Origin of the sequence: Rhodococcus sp. PvR044, assembly GCF_040548995.1 — a bacterium.
Classification (GTDB): Bacteria; Actinomycetota; Actinomycetes; order Mycobacteriales; family Mycobacteriaceae; genus Rhodococcus_G; species Rhodococcus_G oryzae.
The window spans coordinates 725,081-747,155 of sequence record NZ_JBEPSX010000001.1 but is presented as its reverse complement, the minus strand read 5'-3'; the positions used below and the strand labels follow the sequence as shown (position 1 = coordinate 747,155).

Annotated in this window: 18 protein-coding genes and 2 pseudogenes; 10 read left to right on the top strand and 10 right to left on the bottom strand. The window is 70.7% G+C overall.

Features of this window, described 5'->3' with window-relative positions:
- Positions 1–18: 18 nt before the first annotated feature.
- On the bottom strand, positions 19–636 hold the full coding sequence (locus ABIC28_RS03245; protein ID WP_097210611.1) for a TetR/AcrR family transcriptional regulator: 618 nt from the start codon (positions 634–636) through the stop codon (positions 19–21).
- Positions 637–822: 186 nt separating this feature from the next.
- Between ABIC28_RS03245 and ABIC28_RS03240 the strand changes: the two are divergent.
- The 3 genes and pseudogenes from ABIC28_RS03240 to ABIC28_RS03230 all read left to right on the top strand — a co-directional run.
- Positions 823–1,977, top strand: a pseudogene (locus tag ABIC28_RS03240) (aromatic ring-hydroxylating oxygenase subunit alpha); the annotation flags it as partial.
- A pseudogene (locus tag ABIC28_RS03235) lies at positions 1,951–2,139 on the top strand (nitroreductase/quinone reductase family protein); the annotation flags it as partial. The pseudogenes ABIC28_RS03240 and ABIC28_RS03235, both read left to right, overlap by 27 nt.
- Positions 2,140–2,199: 60 nt before the next feature.
- Positions 2,200–3,114 (top strand): exodeoxyribonuclease III, encoded by a 915-nt coding sequence (locus tag ABIC28_RS03230; RefSeq protein WP_269588312.1) that lies wholly within the window; start codon positions 2,200–2,202, stop codon positions 3,112–3,114.
- Positions 3,115–3,132: 18 nt separating this feature from the next.
- On the opposite strand, the gene ABIC28_RS03225 is transcribed toward ABIC28_RS03230, so the two are convergent.
- Both ABIC28_RS03225 and ABIC28_RS03220 read right to left on the bottom strand, forming a co-directional pair.
- Complete coding sequence (locus ABIC28_RS03225) at positions 3,133–3,411, bottom strand: WhiB family transcriptional regulator (protein WP_077041064.1); 279 nt, start codon at positions 3,409–3,411, stop codon at positions 3,133–3,135.
- A gap of 488 nt (positions 3,412–3,899) precedes the next feature.
- Complete coding sequence (locus ABIC28_RS03220; RefSeq protein ID WP_097210609.1) at positions 3,900–6,038, bottom strand: ATP-dependent DNA helicase UvrD2; 2,139 nt, start codon at positions 6,036–6,038, stop codon at positions 3,900–3,902.
- An 87-nt stretch (positions 6,039–6,125) separates the two neighbouring features.
- Between ABIC28_RS03220 and ABIC28_RS03215 the strand changes: the two genes are divergently transcribed.
- On the top strand, positions 6,126–6,383 hold the full coding sequence (locus ABIC28_RS03215) for a mycoredoxin (RefSeq protein ID WP_077041062.1): 258 nt from the start codon (positions 6,126–6,128) through the stop codon (positions 6,381–6,383).
- A gap of 15 nt (positions 6,384–6,398) precedes the next feature.
- Here ABIC28_RS03215 and nudC read toward each other — a convergent pair whose 3' ends face one another.
- Together nudC and ABIC28_RS03205 are read right to left on the bottom strand one after the other, a co-directional pair.
- Positions 6,399–7,286, bottom strand: a complete 888-nt coding sequence (nudC, locus tag ABIC28_RS03210) for an NAD(+) diphosphatase (protein WP_420030201.1) — start codon at positions 7,284–7,286, stop codon at positions 6,399–6,401.
- Positions 7,287–7,324: 38 nt separating this feature from the next.
- Positions 7,325–8,395, bottom strand: a complete 1,071-nt coding sequence (locus ABIC28_RS03205) for a potassium channel family protein (RefSeq protein ID WP_097210607.1) — start codon at positions 8,393–8,395, stop codon at positions 7,325–7,327.
- Positions 8,396–8,514: 119 nt separating this feature from the next.
- On the opposite strand from ABIC28_RS03205, the gene ABIC28_RS03200 reads away from it, so the two are divergent.
- Positions 8,515–8,895: a DoxX family protein gene (locus ABIC28_RS03200; RefSeq protein WP_354577473.1), complete on the top strand. Its 381-nt coding sequence runs from the start codon at positions 8,515–8,517 to the stop codon at positions 8,893–8,895.
- A 40-nt stretch (positions 8,896–8,935) separates the two neighbouring features.
- Here the strand turns inward: ABIC28_RS03200 and ABIC28_RS03195 are convergent, their stop codons facing one another.
- Positions 8,936–12,325, bottom strand: a complete 3,390-nt coding sequence (locus ABIC28_RS03195; protein WP_354577957.1) for an ATP-dependent helicase — start codon at positions 12,323–12,325, stop codon at positions 8,936–8,938.
- On the bottom strand, positions 12,325–15,624 hold the full coding sequence (locus ABIC28_RS03190) for an ATP-dependent helicase (RefSeq protein WP_354577471.1): 3,300 nt from the start codon (positions 15,622–15,624) through the stop codon (positions 12,325–12,327). The genes ABIC28_RS03195 and ABIC28_RS03190 overlap by 1 nt, the downstream gene beginning before the upstream one ends.
- Positions 15,625–15,713: 89 nt before the next feature.
- On the opposite strand from ABIC28_RS03190, the gene ABIC28_RS03185 reads away from it, so the two are divergent.
- Genes ABIC28_RS03185 through ABIC28_RS03175 form a run of 3 tightly spaced genes read left to right on the top strand, consistent with a single transcriptional unit; the run spans position 15,714 to position 17,210 of the window.
- Positions 15,714–16,490 carry an alpha/beta fold hydrolase gene (locus ABIC28_RS03185; RefSeq protein ID WP_209928871.1) on the top strand — a complete coding sequence of 259 codons (777 nt, stop codon included), beginning with the start codon at positions 15,714–15,716 and terminating at the stop codon, positions 16,488–16,490.
- The gene (locus ABIC28_RS03180; RefSeq protein WP_097210604.1) at positions 16,491–16,787 is read left to right on the top strand and encodes an MGMT family protein; all 297 of its coding nucleotides are present in this window, start codon (positions 16,491–16,493) and stop codon (positions 16,785–16,787) included.
- A 12-nt stretch (positions 16,788–16,799) separates the two neighbouring features.
- Complete coding sequence (locus ABIC28_RS03175; protein ID WP_354577468.1) at positions 16,800–17,210, top strand: ACT domain-containing protein; 411 nt, start codon at positions 16,800–16,802, stop codon at positions 17,208–17,210.
- 12 nt (positions 17,211–17,222) lie between these two features.
- Here ABIC28_RS03175 and ABIC28_RS03170 read toward each other — a convergent pair whose 3' ends face one another.
- The 3 genes from ABIC28_RS03170 to ABIC28_RS03160 are packed head-to-tail and all read right to left on the bottom strand — an operon-like array spanning position 17,223 to position 20,346.
- Positions 17,223–18,464, bottom strand: a complete 1,242-nt coding sequence (locus ABIC28_RS03170; protein WP_354577466.1) for a kynureninase — start codon at positions 18,462–18,464, stop codon at positions 17,223–17,225.
- Positions 18,461–19,471, bottom strand: a complete 1,011-nt coding sequence (locus tag ABIC28_RS03165) for an amidohydrolase family protein (protein ID WP_354577464.1) — start codon at positions 19,469–19,471, stop codon at positions 18,461–18,463. Before ABIC28_RS03165 ends, ABIC28_RS03170 begins: the two co-directional genes overlap by 4 nt.
- An 11-nt stretch (positions 19,472–19,482) precedes the next feature.
- Positions 19,483–20,346, bottom strand: a complete 864-nt coding sequence (locus ABIC28_RS03160; RefSeq protein ID WP_257017118.1) for a tryptophan 2,3-dioxygenase — start codon at positions 20,344–20,346, stop codon at positions 19,483–19,485.
- 130 nt (positions 20,347–20,476) lie between these two features.
- Between ABIC28_RS03160 and ABIC28_RS03155 the strand changes: the two genes are divergently transcribed.
- Both ABIC28_RS03155 and ABIC28_RS03150 read left to right on the top strand, forming a co-directional pair.
- Positions 20,477–21,700: an NAD(P)/FAD-dependent oxidoreductase gene (locus ABIC28_RS03155; RefSeq protein ID WP_354577462.1), complete on the top strand. Its 1,224-nt coding sequence runs from the start codon at positions 20,477–20,479 to the stop codon at positions 21,698–21,700.
- Positions 21,701–21,728: 28 nt separating this feature from the next.
- Complete coding sequence (locus ABIC28_RS03150; RefSeq protein WP_097210599.1) at positions 21,729–22,073, top strand: zinc ribbon domain-containing protein YjdM; 345 nt, start codon at positions 21,729–21,731, stop codon at positions 22,071–22,073.
- The last annotated feature ends 2 nt before the right edge of the window (positions 22,074–22,075 follow it).

Below are 22,075 nucleotides of genomic sequence, written 5' to 3'. Positions count from 1 at the left end.
CCCGACGGCCGGTCGCTGTCACCCTGCACCGGCCCGCGTCCTCATCCGATCCACCGCCGGCGCGACCCACGTGCGCAGGTAGCTCCGCAATTCGGCACCGCTGCGGGGCGGCCGGCCGGGGTCGATGACGAACGACTGCGCGATGCGGAGCATGTGCTCGACCAGTTCGTCGAGATCGGCGCCGGTCAGACCTGCCTCCGCCCAGTCGACGGCGAACCGGTCGAGGATCGACCGGCCGAACGTCAGCGCTGCGTCGGATGTGACTCCCGCCGACAGGGCGCTGGCTCGCCCGGGCGCGAGCACCATGTTCAGGTACTTCTCCTCCGGTATCTGTTCCAGCGTGTAGGCAATGCTCTCGACGACGGCATCCGCGGGGTCACGGATCCCGCCGAGGTGTGCGGCGAGGAAGTCCAGGAAAGGACCGGCCTGGGCGATCGCGGTGGCGCCGAGCAGTGCCTCGGCAGTCGGGAAGTACCGGTAGACAGTCTGTCGGGTGACCCCGAGTTCGCGGGCGACTTCGGTGATGCTGACGTCGCCGCCAGACCGGTCGAGTGCCTTGCGGGCGGCAGCGAGAATGCGGGCGATCGCCTCGTCGTCGTCGGCCGGTGCCGCGCCCGACCAGCCGTGTGTCCGCATCGGCCCTTCTTCCTCCCGCTCGCGATTGTCGGTCGAACCCTACCCGCGCGCGGGTGCCAGGAGCCGGCCCGAGCACCCGCATACCAATCCGAGGCAAAATTAGACCGTACAAGTGGACGTCATTGTATGGTCAAGACGCGGCCGACCCGACTGGAGGCCGTCCTCGACCCGGAAAAGGACCAGACGATGACCATGCAGCCCGAAAGCCTTCGACCGGGACTCACGGCCGACCTCACCCGCCGCGCACTGCGGCACGTCCTCGACGGCACGACCGACATGGCCGTGTCACCACTGCGCGTACCGATGCACTACTACCGAGACCCGAAGACCACCGAGTTCGAAGAGGCACAGCTCCTGCGACGCACCCCGCTCGCGATCGTGCCCAGCGCCCAGGTGGGACGGCCCAACGACTACGTAGTGCGGAGCGTCCTCGGCGACTCACTCCTGGTCACCCGTGACAGCGGCGGAACCGCGCACGTGTTCCTCAACTACTGCCGACACCGCGGCGCGATGCCGGCCTGCGGCTCCGGCAATGCCGCTCGCTTCACCTGCCCCTATCACGCGTGGACGTACAAGAACACCGGAAATCTGGTCGGCATGCCGGGCAAGGAGGGCTTTACCGGCATGGACCGTGCCGACTACGGACTGGTGGAACTGCCGAACCAGGAGCGCCACGGATTCATCTGGGCGGTACTGACGGCAGACGAATCCATCGACGTGGACGCACATCTCGGCGACTTGGGCCCGGAACTGGCACAGTTCGACTACGCCTCCTACGGCTACCACGACGAGCGGGAGTTCGAGTCGGACGTGAGCTGGAAGGGTGCGCTCGAGGCCTTCGCCGAGAGCTACCACTTCCCGTTCGTCCACTCCGAGAGCGTGATCGGCCAGAACACAGTCGCGAACACCTCGATCCACGATGCGTTCGGCCGCCACCATCGAATGGGCTTCCCGTTCAACTGGATCCGCGACCTGGACACCAACCCGCAGGGAATGTGGGACCCGGCAATGAACTTGGGCGTGGTCTATTGGATCTATCCCAACCTGATTCTCGCGAACAGCCCGGTCGGTGTCGAGGTACTCGAGATGCTCCCGGCCGGGTCCCCGACACGATGCGCAGTCCGCCACAGCTGGATGGCGCGCATCCCCGCCACCACCGATGAACAGCGAGACCTGTACGACACCGTCTTCGCGCAGGTTCACGGCGCCGTCCGCGACGAGGACTTCGCAATGCTGCCACAGTGCGGCGAGGGGGTGCGCCGGAGCCAGCACGACCACATGATCATCGGTCGCAACGAGATCGGCGTCCAGCACATGATCAAGACCTTCGCTGCCGAACTCCGGCGTGGCGCTCGACTGAGACGACCCACTGTCGGACGACACAGGCCCGTCCCGACGCTCCTGCTCGAGCATCAGGGCCGCAAGTCCGGCACCGTTTGCCGCACCCCGTTGCTCTACATCGGGAACGGGCCGGACATCGTTGTTGTCGCGTCGCAGGGTGGGTTGCCGAAACATCGGGTCTCCCGGGCGACGGCGTGGGCCGACTGCCTACACTGGGCGCTCGTGCGGATCGCGACCTTCAACGTCAACGGTATCCGGGCCGCGCAGCGGCGTGGTTTCGAGCAGTGGCTGCGCGAGCGCGACCCCGATGTGGTGGCCGTGCAGGAGATGCGGTCCCGCGCGGCCACCATCCCGCCGGGGGTGTTCGGCCCCTATCACCTCGCCTACGACGAGGGCGTGCTGGCAGGCCGCAACGGCGTCGCGGTCCTGACCCGGCACGCGCCCGCAGCGGTGCGGACGTGGAGCGGCACCGCCATGCTGCGTGCACCCGGCGAAACCCACACCCACACAGTCGAACTCGGCCCCGCTCCGCTGGCGCGGGGCCTGCGCGAGTTCGCCGACCAGGGGCGGTACATCGAGGTCGACCTCGCCGACGCTCCGATCACCGTCGCGTCGCTGTACCTGCCGAAGGGCGGTCTCCCCGCCCATCTGCAGAAGCCCGGGCGAATGCGGGAAGCCCCGGACGGCGGCGCCCGTTACGAGCGCAAGATGCGTTTCTTGGACGGGTTCGCGCGACAGCTGACGCGCTCACGCCGCGACGCCAGGGCACGCGGACGCGAACTGCTGCTCATGGGCGATCTCAACATCGCGCACACCCGACACGATGTGCGGAACTGGCGGCGCAGCAACCAGGTCGAGGGCTACCTCCCCGAGGAACGCGAGTGGTTCGGCTCGATCCTGTCCCCCCGCACCCTCGTCGATGTCGTCCGAGATCGGTGCCCGGACACCGACGGGCCCTACTCCTGGTGGTCGTGGCTGGGGCAGTCGTTCGCCGACGACACCGGTTGGCGCATCGACTACCACCTCGCGACCCCCCGGCTCGCCCGGGCGGCCGTCGCGGCGGGCACCGACCGTGAACCCGCCGCGGACCTCCGGATGAGCGATCACGCCCCGGTCGTCGTCGACTACGAACTCTGAGTCCGCCCTGCCGACCGGTCAGGCGCAGACGGCCACCTTCCTCGGGCGACCGCGGGGACGCTTGCGCGCGATGACGACACCCTGATCGAGGATCTCGCCACCCCACACGCCCCACGGTTCGGCGCGGTCCAGAGCCGCGCTGAGGCAGCGGGCACGGACCGGGCACTGTGCGCACAATGTCTTCGCCTGCTCGAGCTCGGCGGGGGTCTCACCGAACCAGAGATCGGGATTGTCGGCTCGACAAGGCAGTTCGCGTCGCGCGGGTGCGATCACGGTCGGCTCGCTGATGGCGGTCACGGTCCGGAAATCGTCTCGGCATGTCGCGGTAGACACGTCGTTCTCCTTAAAGCTCTGCGATGGATTCAGGTCGTGGTGCGAACCGAAAGCCGGGCTTTGGAGCAACGAGCTCAAAAACAAAGGCCACGGTCCGCTGGTGCGTCCGTGGCCAAGAGGAAGGAGTACCTACCGAATGGTGATTCGGCTTCTACTCCGGGGCACGGACAAAAGCGCTGCTGCGTGTGCGCGATGGCGGACGACGCGCTTCGGCGCCACCGCCCACGTAGCTGCGGGCAGGTGAGCGGCGCCTGCGACACGAGTGGTCGCCGCGTACGCGTTCGCGCTGCGGTTCCAATCGATCATTGCCGTTCACCTCCCTTTTCGTTCGTGCCGTCCCGCCGGTACCGGGGCACCTGCGGGCTTGTCGCGACGGCAAGCCGGAGCTCACTGCGTCGGAGACCAGGGTATGCGGTCACCTCGGAACCGCACAACCTATTTTTGACCTGGGGTTATCCCGATTCGTCTGCGCTAACGGGCACTTCACCCCGCACCACCGCGAGCACGTCGGCACCGAAGCGCTCGAGCTTCTTCGCGCCGATGCCCGGGATCGACACCAGTCCACGGTCGTCCTGCGGCTGCTGTTCCGCGATCGCGGTCAGCGTGTTGTCGCTGAACACCACGTAGGCGGGCACCTTGAGCTCCCTCGACTTCGCGGACCGCCACGCCTTGAGCGCGTCGAACAGCGCGAGGTCCAGATTCGACGGGCAGGTCTCGCACCGGCCGAGCATCGTCGCGTTGGTCCCGAGGAGTTGCTTGCCGCACACTCGGCACCGCGGGCGCTTCTTCTGCGGCGCGGGCTCCGCGATCCGGGACGCGGGCGAGTCCTCGGGGATGAGACCGTGCAGGAACCGCGAGCGACGCCTGGACTTTCGGCCGCCCGCGTTGCGGGCCAGGGCCCAGGACAGCTGCAGGTGCTCGCGCGCCCGGGTGACCCCGACGTAGAGCAGTCGGCGTTCCTCCTCGACGGCCGCCTCGTCGTCGGGTGACTTGCTGTCACCGAGCGCGTGGGCGATCGGCAGGGTGCCGTCCGCGAGCCCGACCAGGAACACCGCGTCCCATTCGAGCCCCTTCGCCGCGTGCAGCGAGGCGAGCGTGACACCCTGCACCGTCGGTGGGTGCCGGGCCTCGGCACGGGCGGCCAGATCCTTGAGCAGTCCGTCGAGGTCGAGGTCCGGCTCGTGCACCAGTAGGTCCTCGGTGAGCGCGACGAGCGCACCGAGCGAGGCCCAGCGCTCTCGGGCCTGGGCGCCCACCGGTTCGGAGTCCGTCAGTCCCAGCGGTACCAGGATCGCGCGGACAAGCGTGATCAGTTCCTTGCCGCTCCCGGCCTCGGGCGGCAGGTCGTCGCGGCCGGCGGCCTGCCGGAGCGCGGACACGGCCTGGCGCACCTCTGGCCTGGTGAAGAAGCCCTCGCCCCCGCGCACCTGGAACGGTATGTCCAGCTCGGTCAGCGCCTGCTCGTGTGCCTCGGACTGCGCGTTGATGCGGTAGAGCACCGCGATCTCCGCGGCCGGGGTGCCGCCCGCGATGAGCTTCTGGATCGCCTTCGCGACTCCCGCGGCCTCGGCGGGCTCGTCGTCGAACTCGACGAACTCCGGCGCCGGACCCGGGGGGCGCTGCCCGATCAGCTTGAGCCGGGTGCCCGCGATCCGGCCGCGCGCGGCGCCGATGACCTGATTCGCCAGCGATACGACCTCCGGCGTCGAGCGGTAGTCACGCTCGAGGCGGACCACCGCGGCGTCGGGGAAGCGCCGGGAGAAGTCCAGCAGGTACCGCGGCGTGGCACCGGTGAACGAGTAGATGGTCTGGTTCGCATCGCCGACGACGGTGAGGTCGTCGCGCTCGCCCAGCCAGGCGTCGAGCACCCGCTGCTGCAGCGGCGTCACGTCCTGGTACTCGTCCACCACGAAGCAGCGGTACCGGTCGCGGAACTCCTCGGCGACCGTGGAGTGCTCCTCCAGGGCGGCCGCGGTGTGCAGAAGGAGATCGTCGAAGTCGAGGAGCATCGCGCCGTCGCGGACCTTGAGCGCCTCGTAGGCGGCGTAGACGTCGGATACCTTCACCGCGTCCGCGGGCGGTTCCCGTCGCGTCCGCGCTGCCGCGGCCGGATAGTCCTCGGGCGCGATCAGCGATGCCTTCGACCACTCGATCTCGCCCGCCAGATCGCGGACGGATTCGGTGCTGGTGGACAGGCCGACCCGGTTGGCCGCCTGCGCGACGATCGCGAACTTGCGGTCGAGCAGGTCCCACTGGGTGTCGCCGACGACCTGGGGCCAGAAGTAGCGGAGCTGACGGAGCGCGGCGGCGTGGAAGGTCCTGGCCTGCACCTGGTTGGCACCGTCGCCGATGCCAAGGGTGCGCAGCCGCGCCCGCATCTCGCCCGCGGCGCGCGCCGTGAACGTGACCGCGAGCACCTGTCCGGCGGAGACGTGCCCGCCCGCGACGAGGTGCGCGATCCGGCGGGTGATCGTCCTGGTCTTGCCCGTACCCGCGCCTGCCAGTACGCATACCGGTCCTCGTGGCGCGAGCACCGCGGCCGACTGCTGGGGGTCCAGGCCCGTATCGTCCGCTGACATGGCGTCCATCATGGCAGGGCGCACCGACAGCTCCGCATCGAGTCGTCGGGATCACAACCGGCGTGGAACAGAGCCGACGGCCGTGGTGTTATATCCGCCGTGACCGCTACAGAGACCGCCACCGACCTGACCATCTACTCCACCACTTGGTGCGGGTACTGCCGACGCCTCAAGAAGCAGCTCGACGAGTCCGGCATCAGCTATGTCGAGATCGACATCGAGGACGATCCGGCGTCCGCCGACTTCGTCGGCAGCGTCAACGGCGGCAACCACGTGGTCCCGACCGTGAAATACGCCGACGGCAGCACGGCAACCAATCCGACGCTGGTCCAGGTCAAGCAGGCGCTCGGTCGCTGACGTGCGGGCCGCTAGCTAGGCCTTCGCCCACGCCTCGAGCATCCCGCGGGCGATCGACACGGACCCCGGCACCAACAGCCGGGCGTCCGTGTCCGCGGACCAGTCCCCCGCCTCGAGTGCGGCCTTGACCTCGTCCCGGCCGAACCAGTGCGCCTCGGCGATCTCACCGTCGGCGAAGATGATCGGCGCGTCGGGATCGCCCACCGCGGAGAACCCGATCATGACCGACCGGGGGAACGGCCACGGCTGACTGCCCAGGTACCGGACGTCGCTGACCACGAGCCCGACCTCTTCGGCGATCTCCCTCATCACGCAGGCCTCCAGCGACTCGCCCGCCTCCACGAACCCGGCGAGGACCGAGAAGCGCCGCTCGGGCCAGTTCCCGTTCCGCGCCAGCAGCACCCGGTCGGCGCCGTCGTGGACCAGGCAGATCACCGCGGGATCGGTGCGCGGGAACTCCTCGTGACCGGTGCTGGTGCTGTGTCGCGACCAGCCGGAGATCGTCGGCGTCGTCGCGGCCCCGTCGACGGGGCTGAACCCGGCGCTGTCGTGCCAGTTCAGGATGGCGATGGCCGTCGTCAGCAGGCCGGCGCTGGTGTCGGCCAACCGGTCCCCGACGAACCTGAGGTCACCCAGTTCGCCGGTCAGCGCGGCCGCCACCCGGATCGCCCACAGGTGCCTGCCGTCGCGGCGGCCGAGAAAGACCGCACCGGAGACCGGTTCGGGCCCGAGTTCGGCCGCGGGGTCGAGGACCAACTCGGAACCGTCGAGCCGGACCTGACCACGGTGGTTCACCCGGAGCACCAGCGCGTCGGCCCAACCAGACCGCAAAGCCTCACTGTCCGAGCGCAATTCCTCGGCTCGGTCCAGCGCCGACCGCGACAGCATCGGCACGTCGGTCATTTCGAAGTTGGCCACGACCCCAACCCTAGGTGTCGCGCCTAATTGCTCACGCGGCGGATGTAGAGCAGGCGGTCGTTCTCCTCGACGGCGTCGACCTCGGGGCTGCCGACCCGGACCAGGCGGCCCTCACGCACCACACCGAGCACGATGTCGGACAGGTGCCGCGGCGAGCCGCCGATCTCGTCGCGTTCCACCTCGCGCTCGGCGATCGCGAACCCGGCCTCGGGGGTGAGCAGGTCCTCGACCATCTCGACGACGGTCGGGGTGGTCCTGGCGATGCCGAGCAGTCGTCCGGCGGTCTCCGAGGAGACGACCACCGAGTCGGCGCCGGACTGACGCAGCAGGTGCGCGTTGTCCGTCTCCCGGATCGAGGCGACGATCTTCGCCTTCGGGGCGAGCTCTCGGGCGGTCAGGGTGACCAGGACCGCGGTGTCGTCGCGATTGGTCGCGACGATGATCGCCGCCGCGTGCTGTGCGCCTGCCAGCCGCAACACGTCCGACTTCGTGGCCGACCCGTGCACGGTCACCAACCCGAGGCTCGCGGCGGACTCCAGCACCGTGGCGTCGGTGTCGACCACCACGATGTCGGAGGCCGCGACGCCGTCCCCGAGCATCGCTTCGACCGCGGTGCGGCCCTTGGTCCCGTATCCGACGACGACGGTGTGATTGCGCACGGCATGCCTCCAACGCTGGATCTTGAATGCCTGGCGGGAACGCTCCGTCAGTACCGAGAGCGTGGTGCCGACCAGGATGATGAGGAAGAGCACCCGCAGCGGCGTGATGACCACGACGTTGATGAATCGAGCGCTCGGGGTGATCGGGGTGATATCACCGTAGCCGGTGGTCGAGAGCGAGACCGTCGCGTAGTAGAGGCAGTCCAGGAAGGACAGCTCGTTCTCCTGGGCGTCCCGGTACCCATCACGATCGAGATAGACGACAACGACGGCGGCCATCAGCACCACGACGGCCATCAGGACCCGCCGGTAGATCGCGCTCGCGGGACTGCGCAGCACCTCGGGGATCCGCAGCACCCCGACCAACGCGAAGTCCGGCCGATCGGTCAGAGCCGCCTCCTGGTTGCGTAGCCGCGCACGCAATTTACCGGCCATGACGTGTTCTCCAGTTCGCTGACATCGGCTGGCAGCCTAACCCCCGATCCGGCGCCTGGGCCGGACAACCACGCGCGGCGCGTCTGGCGCGCCCGGTTCCGGTGGGGCAGGCTGGCGGCATGAAGATCTCGCCTGCCACCGGACTCGCCGCTCTCCTGCTGGGAACGGGCACGCTGCATTTCGTCAGCCCCAAGCCGTTCGACAGCATCGTCCCGCGCGCGTTGCCGGGCAGTGCCCGCACCTACACCCACCTCTCAGGTGCGGCCGAACTCGCGATCGGGGCGGCCATCGCGGTGCCGCGGACGAGGCGGCTCGGCGGTGCGCTGGCCGCGGCGCTGTTCGTCGCGGTCTTCCCCGCGAACGTGCAGATGGCCGCGGACTGGCTCGGCCGCAGCTCGACGCCGCTGCCGCTCAGGGCGATTGCGGTCGCTCGCCTGCCACTGCAGATTCCGCTGATCCTCGCGGCCATGAAGGTTCGCAAGGGCGACGTCGACTCCTGACCGTTCACCCAGTGCCAGGATCCGGTCGAGCTGCAAAACCCTAACTGGGCTCGGTGCTCGCCCCCGCCGAGTCGATCAGGCGGGCGAGCGCGTCGCCGTCGGGCAGCTCGGTCGGCGCGATGGTCCGTCCGCTGCGCACATAGTGGAACGCCGCACGGACCTTACCCAACGGCACCGGCGGACCGCCCCTGGCGGCGGACCGCGCCGACATCAGCTCCGACCACGCCAGCCGGTAGGCCGCGAGCTGCATCACCACCGCCCGCTCGTTTGCAGCCGACGGCTCGGCACCGGTCTTCCAGTCGATCACGGTCCACCCGCCGTCCGGGTCGGCGAAGACCGCGTCGATGCGACCCCTGATCACCGTGCCCGCGATCGATGTCTCGAACGGGACCTCCACCTCGACCGGGCTGCGGTTCGCCCAATCCGAGCGCAGGAAGGCCTCCTGCAGCCCTTCCAGGTCGGTGTCTCCGACGGCCCCTGTGTCGGCGGCGCCCGGCAGCTCGTCCAGATCCAGCAGCCTGGTGGCACCGAACCTGCGCTCGATCCAGGCGTGAAACGCGGTTCCCCTGCGGGCCAGCGGATTCGGCGGATACGGCAACGGCCGACGCAGCCGGGCCGCGAGCGCATCGGGCGCGGCGGCCAGTTCCACCAACTGGCTCACCGACAGCTGTGCGGGCAGCGCGACCTCGGCGCGGGTCAGCGCCCGCTGCCTGCGCTCGGCCAGCAGCACGTCCACGTCGGCGGCCCAGCCCTCCGGGTCCGCATCGTCGTCTTCGGCCTCGTCTTCGTCTTCGTCTTCGGGGCCGAGCGCGATCAGTTCGGCCAGCACCAGTTCCGCGCCGTGTTCCACCGGATCACGCCTGCTCCCCAGCGGATCGCTCGGCCACTGCGCGGTCACCGGCTCCGCGGTGAGCGGATTCTCCGCGTCCTCGTCCGGGGCCTGCGCCCACAGCTCCACCGTCCCGATCGGTTCGGTCGGGTCGGCACTGTCGACGAGCTCGCGCATCTCCAGCAGGAACTCCGACGGACCCCGTGGCGCGCTGCCCGACTCCGACCAGTGATGGCCGGACAGATACAGCGCCCGCTCGGTACGGGTGAGCGCCACGTAGAACAGGCGCCTGTCCTCGTCGAGCCTGCGCCGACCCAGCGCGGCCTTGTGGTCGGCGAGGGCGTCCTCGAGGTCCTTGCGGTTGAACAGTTCCTCGAGATCGAGCACCGGGACACCTTCCGCGCCATCGCCGTCTCGGGCCCGGTCGCCGCGCAGCGCGGGCGGCAGTTCACCGACCGCTCCCAGCCAGCTGCCGGAGGCGGTCTTCGACGGGAACACGCCCTCCACCAGGTGGGGCACCGCGACGACCTCCCACTCGAGCCCCTTCGCCGAGTGCACCGTCAGGACCTGCACCCGATCCGGCGCGACCTCGACCTCGCCGGGGGCCAGGCCCTTCTCGATCGTTTCGGCGGCCGACAGGAAGGCCAGCAGTCCGGTCAGCGTCGCCGTGGAATTGCGGGAGTACCCGGCGACCGCGTCCGCGAAGGCGTCCAGATGCTCGCGGCCCGCACCACCGTCACCTGTGAAGCGCAGCCGGGCCTGCGCCTCGATGCCGATCCCCAGCACCCGCTCCACCTCGGCGACCAGCTCCGTGAGCGGCTGACCGATGCGCTCGCGCAGCGAGACCAGTTCGGCCGCCAACGCCCCGATCCGGGCGTAGCCGAGGGGCGAATAACGCTGCGGCCCACCGGGGTCCGAGATCGCGTCGGCCAGACCGGCGAGCTCGGCGTGCTCGCCGGGGAGCGCGGCCTCGAGAGCCTGGTCGAGGCTCGCCGCATCGGTGACCGCTCCCCCGGTGCCGTGTGTCGACCCGATCGCCAGCTCGCGCGCCCTGCGCCACAGCGCGGCCAGGTCGGCGGCCCCGATCTGCCACCTCGCCCCGGTCAGGATCCGCATCGCCGCGCTGCCCGCGAGCGGATCGGCGACCATCCGCAGCATGGCGATGACGTCCGCGACCTCGGGTGTGTGCAGCAACCCGCCGAGCCCGACCACCTCGACCGGCAGGCCGTGGCGGCGCAGCGCGGCCGCGATCGGCGCGGCGTCGGCGTTGCGGCGGATCAGGACGGCCGCGGTGGGCGGGGCCTGGCCGGAGGCGGCCGCGGCGGCGTACTCCTCGGCGATCCGGGCGGCGAGCCAGTCCCGCTCGCGTTCGACGTCCTCGGTGACCGCGAGCCGGACGTCACCTGCGACCGCACCGGGCCGCGGTCGCAGCTGCTGCACGGGAACCCCACGCTCGCGCAGCGATTCCGAGGCCGCGTTCGCGAGGGTCAGCGCCTCGGGCGGGTTCCGCCAACTGGTGAGGAGCTCGAGGCGCGGCGCGGGATCGCCGCCCGGCAGCGGGAAGTCGGTGGCGAACCTGGGCAGGTTGGCCGCCGACGCGCCCCGCCAGCCGTAGATGGACTGCATCGGGTCGCCGACGGCGGTCAGCGCGAGGTCGCCGTCCTCGCCGCCGCCGAACAGCGAGGACAGCAGCACCCGCTGGGCGTGCCCGGTGTCCTGGTATTCGTCGAGCAGGACCACCCGGAAGCGCTTCCGCTCCGAGCGCCCCACCTCGGGATGCTCCGAGGCGACCCGGGCGGCCAGCGACATCTGGCTCCCGAAGTCGAGAGCTCCCTCCCGCCTGAGCGTCTCGGAGACCCGCTGCACCAGCGGCAGCAGGGCGACCCGCTCGTGCTGGGTCTCGAGGACGTCGAGCAGTTCCTTCTTCGGCCCGCCGCGCTGCTTGGGGCCCGCGGGCAGCGTGTGGATCAGCTTGTCCAGCTCGGTGTGTGCCTCGCGCAGGTCGTCCGGCTCGACCAGATGCTCGGCCAGCTGCCCGGACAGCGCGAGCACCGCCTCGGTGAGCGAGGTCGGGGTGCGGTCGGTCTCCAGGTCGCCGTCCCATGAGCTGACCACCTGGTGCGCGAGCTGCCACAGCTCGGTCTCCGACAGCAGCTCGGCGGACGGCTCGATCGGCAGCAGCAGCCCGTGCTCGGACAGCAACCGGCCGGCGTAGGAGTGGTAGGTGCTCACCTCCGGCTCACCGCCGAGGATCCGCCCGCGCAGGTCACCGGTCGGATCGAGCTTGCGCAACAGGGCCGAACCGGCAAGGCGCGCAAGACGTTGCCGGATCCGGCTGGTGAGCTGCTGGGCGGCCTTGCGGGTGAAGGTGAGCCCGAGGACCTGCTCGGGGTCGACCAGGCCGTTGGCCACCAGCCAGACCACCCTGGCCGCCATCGTCTCGGTCTTGCCCGCTCCCGCGCCCGCGACCACCAGGGTCGGCCCGAGCGGCGCCGCGATGACGGCTGCCTGTTCGGCGGTCGGCGGATGCTGGCCGAGCGCGACCGCCAGGTCGGCCGGGCTCACCCGGACCCGACTCCTCCATGTCTCGGTGTCCCGCATCATCCCTCGGTCACCTGCCGTCCGGTCTCCTGTGCCGGGCAGCTCGACCGGGCGGGGCAGTGCCTGCACCCGTCGTTCGGCTGCGCCCGGAACCCTGGGCCCTTGGTGGCCGCGGCCGCGTCGTGCACCACGGTGAGCCACTCCTGTTCGCCGTCCTCGCCGAGCGGGGTCTGCAGGCGCTGGGTGGCGCCCTCCTTCTTGTTCGGCTTCGCCACGAACACCAGGCGCGCCCCGCCCGGCTCCGAGGGCGGCTCGCCCTCGATCGCGCCTGCCAGCGCCGCCACCTGATAGGTCGCCAGCTGCGCGTGCTGCTGCGCGGCCTCCTTGCTGACCGGGCTGCGCGCGGTCTTCACGTCCACGATCACCGGCCTGCCCTCGGTGTCGCGCTCGAGGCGGTCGATCCGGCCGCGCAGCCGGATCTCGGCTCCGCCCTCCTCGCGTGGTTCAAGGACGCCGTCGACGGCGACCTCGACGCCGACCTCCGTGAGCTCGCCGCGCGAGAGCCGCAGCCACTCGGAGAAGCTGTCGAGCATCTGACCGGTACGGTCCATCTCCCGTCTCGAGTACCACTGCGAGCCGAGATCGACCGCGTCCCAGGCGGTGGCGAGCGCCTTGCGCACCTGGTCGGGCGGCAGCTTGCCCGCCACGGCCTGGACCAGGGTGTGCACCAGGGTCCCGGTCACCGCGTGGGTGTTCTCGCCGTCGGTGCCGCCGTTGCGTTCGAGCGCCCACCGCAACGGGCACGTGCTCAGCTGCTCGATCGTCGACGGCGACAGCGGGACCGGCCCGTCGTCGGGTTCCCACAGCGGGGCGTCGGTGCTCATCCCGCCCACACCCCACCAGTTCTGCGGATGCGCGCCGCGCACACCGTCCCTTGCCAGCCGGGCGAGTTGCCGAGCCGCCCGGGCCTGACGCTGCGGATCGCTGCGGGCGAGGTCCGGATCGCACACGGCCCGCCGGAGTTCCGCGACCAGCGACGGCAGCGACAGCACCCGCCCCGCGGGCACCGGCTGCTCCACGACCGCCTCCGCGGGACCGTCGTCGCCCTCGACGCGGCCGATGAGCTCGTCCACGAACCGCGAGGGCACCAGGTCCGCATCCCCTGTCGCCGACTCGACGGCGGTGATCAGCAGGGACCGGCGGGCCCGACTGCAGGCGAGCAGGAACAGTCGCCGCTCCTCGGCCAGCAGCGGGGCGGTCCGCGACAGCTGCGACTCGCTCGCCGGGGAGGCGTCGCCGACGCCGGCGGTGAGATCGACCAGCACCTCGGTGCCCAGCAGGGTGCCGCGGGCCCGCAGGCCCGGCCACAGCCCCTCCTGGACCCCTGCGACGGCCACCACGTCCCATTCCCGGCCGGCCGCGGAGTGCGCGCTGAGCACCGTGACCGCTTCTCCGGGGACCGCGACGGTCCTCGAGTCGGTCGAGATCTGTTGTTCGGAAAGGTATTCCACGAAACCGGCGAGAGTCGCCCTTGGCAACCGGTCGACATAGCCGGCGGCGGCGTCGAAGAGCGCGACCACCGCGTCGAGGTCCCGGTCCGCCTGCGCGCCGATCGGCCCGCCGCGCAGCGAGGCGGCGGCCCACCGCTTCTCCAGGCCGGTCGCCTGCCAGCTCGCCCAGAGCACGCCCTCGACGCCGCGCCCCTTCCGGTGGGCGGCCCTGGCCTGGCCGAGGATCGACAGGACCCGGCGCAGGGCGGCGGACTCGCCGTCGCTGAGCTTGGCGATCAGGCCGCGGTGCTCGTCCTCGCCGTCGACGATCAACGACCGCAGGAGGTCCGCGGAGTCGCGCTGACCACCGGCGGCGAGTTCCACCCTGCGCAGGCCACGGCGCAGCCGGCGCAGCGTCACCGGATCGGATCCGCCGACCGGTCCGGACACCAGCGCCAGCGCGTCCTCGCCGGTGAACTCGACGCCCGCGACCGCGCGCAGCACCAACAGCAGACCGCCGACCGAATGCTGCCGGGCGAGTGGGAGTTCCGAGGCCGAGGTGGTGACGGGGACACCCGCGGCCAGGAGGGCGCGACGCAGCGGGGCCAGCACCCGCGGCACCGACCTGACCACGACCGCCATCCGCGACCAGGGCACACCGTCGTGCAGGTGTGCGCGGCGCAGGGTGTCCGCGATCAGTGCGGCCTCCTTGCCCTGGGTGCCGAGCACCTGCACCTGGGCCCGGCCCGGTTCCTCGGTCGCGGCCGCCGCGCCCCGATGCGGCGGCCGACCGGGCAGGCGGCCGGCGATCGCGGCGGTGACCGCCGAGATCCGTTCCGCGCAGCGATGATCGGTGTCGAGGATGAGCCGGTTCTGCGAGCCGGTGTCGGCGACGTCCATCAGGAACCGCGGGTCGGCACCCCGGAATCCGAAGACCGCCTGGTCCGGATCGCCCGCCACGACGGACAGGTCGGTGCCCGCGCCGATCAGCCGGACCAGCTCGGCCGCCTGCGGGTCGAGGTGCTGGGCGTCATCGACGAGCAGGTACCGGATCCGTGAGCGCTCCTGCTGCAGCAGCTCCGGGTCGGTGGCGAACGCGGTCAGCGCCGCGCCGACGAGTTCGGCCGCGTCGAGCGCGGGTGCCGTGGCCTCGGGGGCCTCCACCCCGACGGCGCCGCGCAACAGCATCACGTGCTCGTAGTGGGCGGCGAAGCGTCCGGCCGCCACCCACTCCGGCCGTGAGTGCGTCCGGCCGAGGGCGATGAGGTCCTCGGGCCCGAGGCCGCGCTCGCCTGCCCTCAGCATCAGATCACGCAGCTCGACCGCGAAGCCGGTCAACGACAGCGCGGGCCGCAGCCGCTCAGGCCAGTGCTGGGCACCGTCCGCGACGTCACCTCGCAGCATCTCGCGCAGCACCGCGTCCTGCTCGGCCCCGGTGATCAGCCGCGGCGGCGGGTTGGAATGCGCGGCGGCCTGCAGGCGGAGCACCGCGAACGCGTACGAGTGCACCGTCCTGACCAGCGGCTCACGGGTGGCCCGCAGCGCGTCGGGGCCGGCGGACCCGAGCAGACCCGCGGTGATCGCCTCCCTGACCACGGTGGCGGCGCGGCGTGAATGGGTCAGCACGAGAATCGATTCCGGGTCGCACCCGCCGTCGGCGATCCGCGAGACCGCGAGGTCGACCAGCAGCGAGGTCTTGCCCGTGCCCGGGCCGCCGAGCACCTGCCACGGCCGTCGACCCCGGCCTCCGCGCGGCACATCCATCAGCCGCTGTGCTTCGGGGCCCCACGCCCGGCGCGGGCCTGCCTCCGTCGACCGACGGACCAACGTGGCGGTGGCCCGCCGCGACTGTTCCCGATCGACCGACATGGGTGGCATTCCATCACGGGAGGCCGACAACCACCGCCGCGCGTCCGCCGCGTCCTCCGTGGTCCGTGGGATCCGGCAAGATGTCCGGCATGGGCGAGATCCACATCCACCGCTTCGGGCCCCCGGTCGGCAGGCAGGTCATGGCGCTGCACGGCCTCACCGGCCACGGTCAGCGCTGGCAGCACCTCGCGGAGGGGCACCTGCCCGAGGCCAGGGTGATCGCGCCCGACCTGCGGGGCCACGGCCGCTCGACGTGGTCGCCGCCATGGGGCATCGCCGACCATGTCGACGACCTCGTCGGGGTCCTGGAGTCGGAGGCCACCGAGCCGGTCGTGCTGGTGGGCCACTCGTACGGCGGCGCCATCGCCGTGCACCTGGCCCGCCGTGTACCGGAGCGGGTGCGCGCCCTGGTGCTCCTCGACCCCGCGATCGGAATGGATCCGGCGTTCATGGCGGAGATCGCCGACCTGACCGTCCGGTTCCCGGACTACACCGACGCCGCGGAGGCGCGTTCGGAGAAAGTGCACGGGGCGTGGGCGGACGTGGCGGACGAGGTGCTCGACGTCGAGCTCGCCGAGCACCTGATCGACCGCGAGGGCGGCCGGGTCGGCTGGCGGATGTCGATCCCCGCGATCGTGGCGTCCTGGGGCGAACTGGCCCGGCCGTTCGTGCTGCCGCCAGCGGACCTGCCCACGATCCTGGTGCAGGCGATGCGGGTGCAACCGCCGTACGTCACCGCGGCGTTCCGGACCGCCCTCGCGGCACACCTCGGCGATCGCCTCACCGTGGTCGAGATGGACGTCGATCACATGGTCGGGCAGGCCAGGCCGGTGGACGTCGCGGAACTGATCGGGAAGCTGCTGTAGGTGGCCGCCACCACGGAGGCGCAGATCGAGCGGGTCCGCGAGCTGGTCGCGGCGATCCCGCCCGGCAAGGTGGCGACCTACGGCGACATCGCGGCGGCCGCCGGGCTGTCGAGCCCCAGGACCGTCGGCTGGATCATGCGCACCGACTCGGCCGACCTGCCGTGGCACCGGGTGCTCGGCGCGAGCGGCAGGCCTGCCGCCCATCTCGCGCACCGTCAGATCTCGAAGCTGGCGCTCGAAGGTGTGCCGATCCGTGACGGACGGGTCGACCTCGCCGCCGCGCGACACGAGTTCTGAGATCGTCGAGCGATGAGCGGCGAACGCGACCTCGAGGTCCTGATCTCATCGATGAACCCGGTCCGACGTCCGGGGACGTTCGTATTCGTCTCGGTGCCCGCTGCAGCGGCCGCCGGGATCCCGGCTGCGGCAACGATCACGGAGGAGGAGGGCGTCACCCTGGTGGTCGCCAAGGCGGAGGCCGACGCCCGCGGCTGGGGCTACGACTTCGAAGCGGCCTGGCTGACGCTGCGGGTGCACTCCGCGCTGGACGCCGTCGGGCTCACCGCGGCGGTGAGCTCGCGGCTGGCCGAGGCCGGCATCAGCTGCAACGTCATCGCCGGATACCACCACGACCACCTGCTGGTGCCCGTCGACGATGCGTCGCGTGCGATCGACGAGCTGAACGCGCTGGCCGCCGAGGCTCGGGGCCGCCGGGCTTGACCGATCGGCTGCTCAGTCCCCGACCGCCAGCTCGGCGCGTATCGCCTCCACGCCGGCGACCACCTCACTGAAGCTGGTGCTCAGCGGGCTCAGCCCCAGCCGAAGACCCTCGGGCGCCCGGAAGTCGGGTATCACCCCGCGCTCCCACAGCAACGGTGTCGCGGCCCGGAAGTGCGGGTGGTCGATGGTGACGTGGCCGCCGCGCAGACTCGGATCGACCGGCGACGCGATCGTCACCCCGATCGGAACGAGCGACTCGGCTACGAGCTCGAGCGCGAACTCGGTGAGCCGCACCGATTTCGCCCTGATCTCACCGATCCCCGCCCCGTCGATGAGCTCGACGGTGTCGCGCATTGCGATCATCCCCAGTATCGCCGGCGTGCCACTGAGGATCCGCCGGATGCCGCGCGCGGGCCGGTAGCCCGCCGCCATCTCGAAAACGTCCTCGCGGCCCATCCACCCCCAGATCGGCTGCACGAACTCCTCCAGCAGCCCGGCGCGGACATAGGCGAACGCGGGCGATCCGGGCCCACCGTTCAGGTATTTGTAGGTACAGCCGACGGCGAGATCGACTCCCCACTCGTCGAGTTCGATCGGGACCGAGCCGACCGAGTGGCACAGGTCCCACAACATGAGCGCGCCCGCAGCATGCGTGACCCGGGTGATCGAGGCGGCGTCGGCCAGATAACCCGACCGATAGGCGACGTGGCTGAGCACCACCAGCGCGGTCCGGTCCCCGACCACCGCGGCGACCTCGTCCGCGCGCACCCCGCTCCGCGGGTCCGACTCGATCCACCTCAGAGTCATCCCGAGCTCGGACGCGACCGCCTCGAGGACGTAGCGGTCGGTGGGGAAATTGTCTGTGTCCACCACGATCTCGTCGCGCCCCGGCCGCAGCGCGACGGCGCCCCTGGCCAGCTTGTAGAGCAGCACGCTGGTGGAGTCGCCCACCGCGGTCTGGCCCGCGGCCGCGCCGAGCACCACCCGCCCGAGTTCATCGCCGATGGTCAGGGGCAGGTCGAACCACTCCTCGTCCCAGCCACGGATCAGCCTGCCGCCCCAGGACTCGGCGACGAAGCGGGCCACCTGCTCGGCACCCGCCTTGGTCGGCCGCCCCAGCGAGTTCCCGTCCAGGTAGGAGACGACGGACGGGGCGTCGACGAACAGGTCCCGGTACGAGCACAGCGGATCGGTATCGTCGAGTTCGACGGCGCGCACCGAGAAGTGTTGTGGGACAGGACTCGAGAGACTCATCCGAACTGCTCCTTGATCTGCGCCGGCTCGAGGTTGCGGGTCGAGGCGAGCCAGGAGGCCCAGTGCCTCTCATCGCTGGGCGGCGCACCCGGCGCCCACGCGAGCCGGGTCGAGGTGCCCGGCGGCCACGGGATGGTGATCGACTCCAGCACCGCCACCCGATCGAGGCCTGCGTCGAGCAGGGCGTCGAGTTCACGCGGGTTGAGTCCGACCGGCTGCGGACCGTTGCCCTGGTCGGTTCCGTACTTCACGACCCCGCCACACGCACGGAACCGGCGAAGGTTGTCGGTGGCGACATCGAATTCGCCTCCGCGGCCGTGGATATCGAGCGTGCTGATCCACCGCATCGACGCCGCCATCGCCGTGAGCAGTTCCTCGGGCAGGCGCTCGGTCCACGGGGTGTGCGCGAGTCGTTCTACTCCGGCCTCGAAGGCGCGCGCGGCCTGGCCCCGTCCCTCCGCGTGCGCGACGACGGGAACTCCGTCCGCGTGCGCGGCTCCGACCAGTGCGTCGAGCGTCGCGTCGTCGAACACCGGCCCCGCCGCGCTGTTCAGCATGATCTTCACGAAGGACGCGCCCGCCCTGACCTGGGTGTCGACGGCGCTCGCCGCCGCCTGCGGTCCGTCGACCACGCGCACCGACTCGGCCGCCGCCCAGGACCGGTCGGTGGGGTATCCGCCAGGGGCGGTGAGGAACTGACCCGCAAAGCTCACCTCGGGTAGTCCGGTGTGCACCGCCGCGTCGGCGAACGGGGCGAGAACCGACGGCGGCGAGCCGAGGTCGTGCACCACCGCCAGCCCACCCGCGAAGAGGGCGCCGGCATCGACCAGCCCGAGGTGCACGTGGGCGTCGCGCAGGCCCGCGAACACCACGCCGGGAATCTCGAGATCGGCGCGCCCGTCCATGGCGTTCCGCCGCCGAGCCGAGACCAGCAGATCGCCGCCAACCGTCAGTCGGCAGCGTCCCAACCACGCCCCGCTCCACAGGTTCGCGACGTCGACGTTCATGCCCCGGCCCGTCAGTTCCCCAGCTCGGTGCGTACCGCGAACAGCTCGGGAAAGAAGCTGAGTTCGAGCGCGCGCTGTAGGTACCCCGCGCCGCCAGAGGACCCGCCGGTGCCGGTCTTCATCCCGATCACCCGCAGCACGGTCCGTAGGTGCCGAAACCGCCAGAGCTGGAAGCTCTCCTCCAGGTCGACGAACTCCTCGAAGGACTCGTACGCGGGCCAGCAGTCCCCCGGATGCTCGTAGACGTGCTTGACCAGCGGCATCAGCTCTGGGTTCAGCACATAGGCCGCGGTGACCTCGCGGTCCAGCGCGGAGCCGGGCACGTCGTAGCCCGCACGGGCGAGGCAGCGCCAGAACTCGTCGTACAGGGTCGGCTCGCCCAGGAGATCGTCGAGGACGGCATGGGACGGCGGATCCGCCTCGAACACCCCGAGCAGGTCCGCGTTCTTGTTCCCGAGGATGAACTCGACGGCCCGGTACTGGTACGACTGGAATCCGGATGCGCTGCCGAGGAAACCTCGGAACTCGGCGTACTCGGTCGGCGTCAGCGTCGCCAGGATCGACCACTGCTCGGTCATCGACTTCTGGATGTGCTTGACGCGGGCGATGCACTTGAGCGCTACCCCGATGGCGTCCTCGGCGAACGCGGCGCGGGCCGCGCGGATCTCGTGCAGGACGAGCTTGAGCCAGAGCTCGGTGGTCTGGTGCGCGATGATGAAGAGCATCTCGTCGTGGTGCTGCGGCTCGCTGACCGGGTTCTGCGCGCTGAGCAGCGTGCCCAGGTCGAGGTAGGAGCCGTAGCTCATTCTGGCGCTGAAGTCCGTGACGATGCCAGGCTCGAGCTCCCGGAAGTTCGGTTCACCGCCCAGCGTCATGCGTGTGATTGTCCGCCGACCTGCGGATATCGTCCGCGGCCGTGGCCGAATCGTTGTGTTTACATCCGCACCGGGCAACTGCGACACTGAAAGGCGGCGTATTTCTACGACCGAATCGCGGTGAGCGATCATGGGCGGCGAGTACGACGTCGCAATTGTCGGATCGAGCCTGGCCGGGTGCACGGCCGCCATCCTGCTCGGACGCCGAGGCCTGCGGGTGGCGCTGCTGGAGGCGAATCGGAATCCGGCGGCGTACAAGCGAATGTGCACGCACTACATCCAGTCGTGCGCGCTCCCCACCCTCCAGCGGCTCGGACTCGACTCCGAACTCGAGGCCGCCGGGGCGATCCGCAACCACGGCAACGCCTGGAGTCGATTCGGCTGGGTCGAGGAACCGGAACCGACAAACCGACCATCGCACGGCTACAACCTCCGACGCGAGATCCTCGATCCGCTGATGCGGCGAACCGCCGCCAAGGCGCCGGGTGTCGATCTGATGTTGGGCGCGAAGCTGCGTGAGCTGACTCGAGGTCCCGATGGGCGCGTCGACGGTGTGGTCGCCGACCGCGTGGGACGGCTCTCCTGCCGACTGGTCGTCGGCGCGGACGGTCGGTTCTCGAAGGTGGCCCGGCTCGCCGGCCTACCCGGCCGGGAGTCCCGGAACGACCGCTTCGCCTACTTCGCCTCCTTCGTGAACGTCACCATCCCCCATGGGCAATCGGTCCAGCTGTGGCTGCTCGAGCCCGACGCGGCATACGCGTTCGGCAACGATGCCGGGGTCACCGTCCTCACCGCCGTGCCCGACAAGAGCCGACTGCCGGAGTTCGACGACGACAAGGAGGCAGCGCTGGTGCGCATGTTCGAGGGTCTGCCGGACGCCCCGGACCTGACCGATGCGGAGCGAGTGTCCGATGTCGTCGGCACCCGCGACTACCCGAGCGTCACCCGGCTCCGCATCGCCGCTCCCGGCGTCGCGCTCGTCGGGGACGCCGCCCTGGTACTCGACCCTGTCTGGGGCGCCGGGTGCGGCTGGGCGCTGCAGACCGCCGAGTGGCTGAGCGACTCCGTCGCGAAACCGCTCGTGACCGGCACCGACCGAGAGATAGACCGGGCGGCACGTCGCTACCAGCGTCATCACCGGATGCGACTGTGGCCGCACCAGTTCTTCGCGATCGAATTCAGCCAGCGTCCTCGACTCAATCCGCTGCAACGCCTGCTGTTCGCAGGCGCCGCCCGCGATCCGTGGGTGGCGGACCGGTTCTTCGCGTACGGCACCCGCAACCGCTCGCCCTTCGTGATGCTCTCTCCACGAATGCTGGCCCGCGCGGCGCGCGCCAGGCGAGCGGTCCGGTGACGATCCTCCTCGCGAATACGATGGACAGATGGATCAGACCCTGCCCCCGTGCCCCCAGTGCTCCTGCGAGTTCACCTACGAGATGGGCTCGCTCCTTGTCTGCCCGGAATGCGCACACGAGTGGGCGGCGGGCGCGGGCGATGACGAGGGCACCGACGTGATCCGCGACGCCGTCGGCAACGTGCTCGCCGACGGCGACACCGTCACGGTGATCAAGACGCTCAAGGTCAAGGGCAGCCCGACCGGCATCAAGTCGGGCACCAAGGTGCGCAACATCCGTCTGGTCAAGGGCGTCGGCGACCATGACATCGACTGCAAGGTCGACGGCATCGGTCCGATGCAGCTCAAGTCGAGCGTGGTCAAGAAGGCCTGACT

Coding starts and splice junctions, on each gene's coding strand:
- ABIC28_RS03245 (WP_097210611.1), bottom strand. CDS start 636: ATGCGGACACACGGCTGGTCGGGCGCGGCACCGGCCGACGACGACGAG.
- ABIC28_RS03220 (WP_097210609.1), bottom strand. CDS start 6,038: ATGATGGACGCCATGTCAGCGGACGATACGGGCCTGGACCCCCAGCAG.
- nudC (WP_420030201.1), bottom strand. CDS start 7,286: ATGACCGACGTGCCGATGCTGTCGCGGTCGGCGCTGGACCGAGCCGAG.
- ABIC28_RS03205 (WP_097210607.1), bottom strand. CDS start 8,395: ATGGCCGGTAAATTGCGTGCGCGGCTACGCAACCAGGAGGCGGCTCTG.
- ABIC28_RS03200 (WP_354577473.1), top strand. CDS start 8,515: ATGAAGATCTCGCCTGCCACCGGACTCGCCGCTCTCCTGCTGGGAACG.
- ABIC28_RS03195 (WP_354577957.1), bottom strand. CDS start 12,325: ATGCGGGACACCGAGACATGGAGGAGTCGGGTCCGGGTGAGCCCGGCC.
- ABIC28_RS03190 (WP_354577471.1), bottom strand. CDS start 15,624: ATGTCGGTCGATCGGGAACAGTCGCGGCGGGCCACCGCCACGTTGGTC.
- ABIC28_RS03185 (WP_209928871.1), top strand. CDS start 15,714: ATGGGCGAGATCCACATCCACCGCTTCGGGCCCCCGGTCGGCAGGCAG.
- ABIC28_RS03175 (WP_354577468.1), top strand. CDS start 16,800: ATGAGCGGCGAACGCGACCTCGAGGTCCTGATCTCATCGATGAACCCG.
- ABIC28_RS03170 (WP_354577466.1), bottom strand. CDS start 18,464: ATGAGTCTCTCGAGTCCTGTCCCACAACACTTCTCGGTGCGCGCCGTC.
- ABIC28_RS03165 (WP_354577464.1), bottom strand. CDS start 19,471: ATGAACGTCGACGTCGCGAACCTGTGGAGCGGGGCGTGGTTGGGACGC.
- ABIC28_RS03160 (WP_257017118.1), bottom strand. CDS start 20,346: ATGACGCTGGGCGGTGAACCGAACTTCCGGGAGCTCGAGCCTGGCATC.
- ABIC28_RS03155 (WP_354577462.1), top strand. CDS start 20,477: ATGGGCGGCGAGTACGACGTCGCAATTGTCGGATCGAGCCTGGCCGGG.
- ABIC28_RS03150 (WP_097210599.1), top strand. CDS start 21,729: ATGGATCAGACCCTGCCCCCGTGCCCCCAGTGCTCCTGCGAGTTCACC.